This is a genomic window from bacterium, assembly GCA_023145965.1.
Classification (GTDB): Bacteria; UBP14; UBA6098; order UBA6098; family UBA6098; genus UBA6098.
In genome coordinates this window covers 1-4,646 of record JAGLDC010000020.1, presented here as the reverse complement: position 1 = coordinate 4,646, position 4,646 = coordinate 1, and the positions used below count along the sequence as shown (strand labels likewise).

General features: G+C 46.3%; 4 protein-coding genes. 1 reads left to right on the top strand and 3 read right to left on the bottom strand.

The window, feature by feature from the left end; translation table 11 throughout:
• A complete protein-coding gene (locus KAH81_02505) occupies positions 1–174 on the top strand; it encodes a diguanylate cyclase (protein MCK5832517.1) in 174 nt (57 codons plus the stop codon).
• 267 nt (positions 175–441) lie between these two features.
• Here the strand turns inward: KAH81_02505 and tal are convergent, their stop codons facing one another.
• The 3 genes from tal to KAH81_02490 are packed head-to-tail and all read right to left on the bottom strand — an operon-like array spanning position 442 to position 4,499.
• Positions 442–1,524 (bottom strand): transaldolase, encoded by a 1,083-nt coding sequence (tal, locus tag KAH81_02500; protein ID MCK5832516.1) that lies wholly within the window; start codon positions 1,522–1,524, stop codon positions 442–444.
• Positions 1,517–3,592: a transketolase gene (tkt, locus tag KAH81_02495; protein MCK5832515.1), complete on the bottom strand. Its 2,076-nt coding sequence runs from the start codon at positions 3,590–3,592 to the stop codon at positions 1,517–1,519. Before tkt ends, tal begins: the two co-directional genes overlap by 8 nt.
• Positions 3,579–4,499 (bottom strand): class I fructose-bisphosphate aldolase, encoded by a 921-nt coding sequence (locus KAH81_02490; protein MCK5832514.1) that lies wholly within the window; start codon positions 4,497–4,499, stop codon positions 3,579–3,581. The genes tkt and KAH81_02490 overlap by 14 nt, the downstream gene beginning before the upstream one ends.
• Positions 4,500–4,646 lie beyond the last annotated feature (147 nt).

Below are 4,646 nucleotides of genomic sequence, written 5' to 3'. Positions count from 1 at the left end.
ATCGCTGAATCGATGAAGATCGAAGGACATCTTGTGAATACATCTGTAAGTATCGGGATAGCCATTTACCCAGAAAATGGCGAGAAGATCAAACCGCTTTTGAAAAAAGCCGACGAAGCGATGTATCTGGCTAAAGAACACGGTCGAAACCGCGTCGAGATATATAAAGGGTAAAAAAACGAAGGCCATCGGTGCAAAATGTTACCAAAAAAATAACCCGACAAAGCACATGCGGAATTCGAGAGCAATTAAATTAATCGTCTTATTCACTCTCACTGTCGATAGCCACCACGACGACAAGTATTTTCTCACGCAGTGGAAATTGGCGCTACGAATATAATTCCATACGCGGCAACATTGTGCAAATCTGCGGCGAGGGCATATACCGCTATATATCAACAAATATCTAGGTGCGAGAAATTTCGTCGATTGTCGAGCCTTTTATTCCTTCGCTTTATTCCCGATACTTTCAATAAGCTCTGTGAAGGCAAGGGTGAATTTATCGACACCCTCTGCCAAAAGCTCGTTATTAACCTGTTCGATGTTTACACCCAATCCAGGAAGCTTCTCCAGTATTTGACCAGCTTCATCGAGACCCTCATTAACATGCTCGCCAACTTCGAGGTGGTCGAGAACAGCCACAAGTGTTTTCGGAGGGATGGTGTTAACTGTGCCGGAGCCTATCAGATTCTCGACATATAAAACATCGGAGAATTTTGGATTTTTCGTGCCAGTGCTAGCCCATAAAAGCCTTTGAGGCCGCGCACCGGAAGTTGACAATTCCTGCCACTTAGCGCTCGAAAAAAGATTTTTATATTTCGCATACACTGTTTTGGAATAGGAAACAGCTATACGTCCCTGAAGTTCGAGCGCACCAGCTTTTTCTAAAAGAGGGTCCATCTTCCCATCAAGGCGGCTAACAAAAAATGATGCTACAGAAGCCACTTTGGATGGGTTTCCACCGCGCTCGATTAGCCGGTCTATACCAAAAATATATGCTTGGGCAACTTTAGTGTATTGTTCGATGGAGAAAATAAGCGTCGCGTTAGTATTTATTCCCTCGGAAATTAGCTGCTCGATAGCTGTATATCCTGCGCGGGTAGCAGGCACCTTTATCATTATATTAGGTCTAGCAAGAACGGAAAACAGGCGCCTAGCCTCGGTTATCGTCGTTACCGAGTCGTTAGCAAGTCGAGGATCGACTTCGAGACTAACAAAGCCATCTCGACCGTCGGTTTCATCATAGATTGGGCGAAGTATGTCAGCAGCATTTGCAATATCCTCTAGCGCAAGTGCTTCGAAGATTTCTTCAGCGTCATGGCCTCCAGTAACGAGTTCATTTATCTTGCTATCATAGGCCGTGCCGTTGGCTATCGCCGTCTTGAAAATAGAGGGATTCGATGTTACACCACAAACACCAAGCTCAACATAATCTTTCAGTTCGCCGGATTCGATGAGATTTCTTTCAATAAAATCGAGCCAAACCGACTGGCCGAATTCGAGAAGTTCATGAAGTTTACTCATTTGCTTTTCCTAACATTTTTTGGGCCATATCAACGACATTTTCAACAGTGATACCGAATTTGCGATAAAGAACATTCCCCGGTGCGCTTGCACCAAAACCCGACATACCAATAAACTCGCCTTTTTGGCCGATAAACCTGTCCCACCCCTGACGGATACCAGCCTCGACCGCAATGCGTTTGTTGACATTCGGTGGCAGAACTCCATTTTTATAAGCCTCGGATTGAGCCTCAAAAAGCTCCCACGAAGGCATCGAGACAACACGAATACTTTTTCCCTCTTGCGCGAGCTTTTCTCCGGCTTCGAGAGCAATGCAAACCTCGGAGCCTGTTGCAATTATTATTAATTCAGGGCTAGAAGAAGAATCCCACAGCACATAAGCGCCTCGCCTGAGACCGGATGCCGAACCAAATTTATTTCTATCGAAGATTGGCAGGTTTTGGCGGCTGAAAACGAGCGTTGTGGGGAGTTTTCTCTCCAGCGCTATTCTCCATGCCTCCACAACCTCGTTGGCATCTGCCGGGCGTATAGTCGCCAGCCTCGGCACCGCACGAAGACATGCGAGATGCTCAATAGGTTGGTGCGTAGGACCATCCTCACCCACGCCGATACTGTCGTGACTGAAGATAAATACAACGGGAATTTTTGACAAAGCCGCAAGCCGGATTGGTGGGCGCATATAATCTGAGAACACAAAAAATGTTCCCGTGAAAGGCCTTAGTCCCCCGTGTAAGGCCATCCCCACAGCAAGAGCACCCATAGCATGTTCACGAACACCAAAGTGGATATTTCTGCCGGTGTAATCCCATACCACACCCACTTTACCTTCCAAACCCTCACTGTTATTCGATGGACTTTGAAAATCACCCTTATCTTTAAGCCACGCAAAAGTCGATGGATTAAGGTCGGCACACCCTCCAATAAGCTCAGGAACAACCTCAGCTATCGATTGCATTACAAACTCGCTAGCTCTGCGGGTTGCAATAGGTTTATCACTCGGCGAAAAAGATGGTAGTGATTTTTCCCAACCCTCAGGAACTTCACCTGCAAATCGACGCTTAAATTGCGCCGAAAGTTCAGGTCTTGTTATGGAATATTCATCGAAGATTTTCCCCCATCTATTGGCGTTCTCTGATGAGACCTCGATTAGCTTGGCAAAGTGTTGACGAACATCATCAGGGACAAAAAAAGATGGTTCAATAGGCCATCCAAGGGCGCGTTTAGCTCCGGCGAGTTCCTCTTCCCCCAACGGCGAACCGTGCGAGGATGAACTTCCAGCCTTGGTCGGTGCACCATAGCCAATAGTAGTCTTAACCATGATAAACGAGGGCCGATCCAGTTCAGCCTTTGCACTCTCAATGGCTGAATCTATCTCGTCGAGGTCGTTACCATCCATTACCTGCAGAACCTGCCACCCGATAGACTCGAATCGTTTGGCTATATTCTCCGAAGTGCTGAGTGTGGTAGAACCAGCAAGAGAAATACGATTGTCATCGAAAAGGGTTATTAATTTCCAAAGTCTAAGGTGGCCGGCCAATGCCGCAGCTTCGTAGGTTATCCCCTCCATAAGATCGCCATCGCCACAAATTGTATAGGTTCTATGGTCGATTATTTTCGAGACTCCAGAAACATTGAACTCAGCGGACAGATGAGCCTCGGCTATAGCCATTCCTACTGCATTCGCAAAACCTTGCCCGAGCGGGCCGGTCGTGGCTTCTACTCCGGGAGTGAGAAAATTCTCCGGATGCCCAGGTGTAAGACTCCCCCATTGACGAAAATTCTTAAGATCATCCAAAGTGACTTTATAGCCATTTAAATGAAGCAGAGAATAAAGTAATGCCGAACCATGACCGGCTGAAAGGACAAACCTATCATGGTCAGACCAATCGGGTTTAGTAGGATCAAATTTTAAATGCCTGCTCCAAAGAACATAGGCCATTGACGCGGCCCCCAAAGGGAGACCGGGATGGCCAGATTTGGCTCGTTGGATCGCATCGACTGAAAGAAAGCGAATAGTATTAACACATCTATCATCGATTTCGTGGAAAGGCACTTTATTTACCTCCATAAATGTGAATTATTTCATCGAGCATTGCCAACGCTTTATCCCTAGGTCGTTGGAAAGTATTGCGACCGATAATTGAACCAAAACCTCCACCATCACGCACACCGCGAATAACCTCGAAAAGCGATGCGTCGTCGTCGTTTTTGGCGCCACCGGAAAAAATTATAATGCGACGGCCATCGAAGGCGCTTTGAACAACATGCTTTATCCGCTCGGCGATAGTCGCCTTAGGTATTTGATATTTATCATAGGCTTTAAGCGCCGCCTCCTGTGCAATCCTGTCTGAAGGCACCTTTACCTTAATAATATGCGCACCGAGTTGCGCGGCAATCTGAGCGGCATAAGCCACGACATCAAGCGCAGTCTCGTCTTTCTTAGCAAGGTCTCCCCCGCGGGGATAGGACCACACAACCACTAGAAGCCCAGCCTCTTTGGCTTCGAGTGTTATCTCCCTGAGCTGTTCATATAAATCGACGCGAAATTCGGTTCCCGGATATATGGAATAACCAACTGCATCGCAACCGAGACGAAGCGCATCCTCGACAGAGGCCGTTTGTGCTCCTATGGGATTAGTCTCGGACATCAGTGAATCGTGATTGTTAAGCTTGAGTATCAAAGGTATTTGGCCAGCAAATTCGGCTGAGGCAGCCTCAATAAATCCCAATGGAGCAGCATACGCACTTAAACCTGCATCTATCGCGAGTTGTGGATGATAAAACGGATCATAACCTGCGGGATTCGGCGAGAAGCTCCTAGCAGGACCGTGTTCAAAGCCCTGATCTACCGGCAAGATAACCAGCTTGCCTGTCCCGGCAAGTCTTCCATGATTAAGTAATCTATAAAGTTTCGAGCGAACACCGGGGTTATCGCTTTTATACCAATCGAGTATTCTGGATATAGTATCATTCATTTAAACACTCCTTCTATAAGAAAAACGACTATCAACCTAAATATTAAATAAATCTTATCGAGCCATAAAGCAACTGCTTTTATTTAAATTATATCAGTCAAAAGAAAGGCTTTTTTACATTTTGCAAAAACAAATAGCGCCTAAGAT

Excerpts from the sequence above, each read along its gene's own strand:
- tkt (MCK5832515.1), bottom strand. The coding sequence starts at position 3,592 with ATGGAGGTAAATAAAGTGCCTTTCCACGAAATCGATGATAGATGTGTT.
- KAH81_02490 (MCK5832514.1), bottom strand. The coding sequence starts at position 4,499 with ATGAATGATACTATATCCAGAATACTCGATTGGTATAAAAGCGATAAC.
- tal (MCK5832516.1), bottom strand. The coding sequence starts at position 1,524 with ATGAGTAAACTTCATGAACTTCTCGAATTCGGCCAGTCGGTTTGGCTC.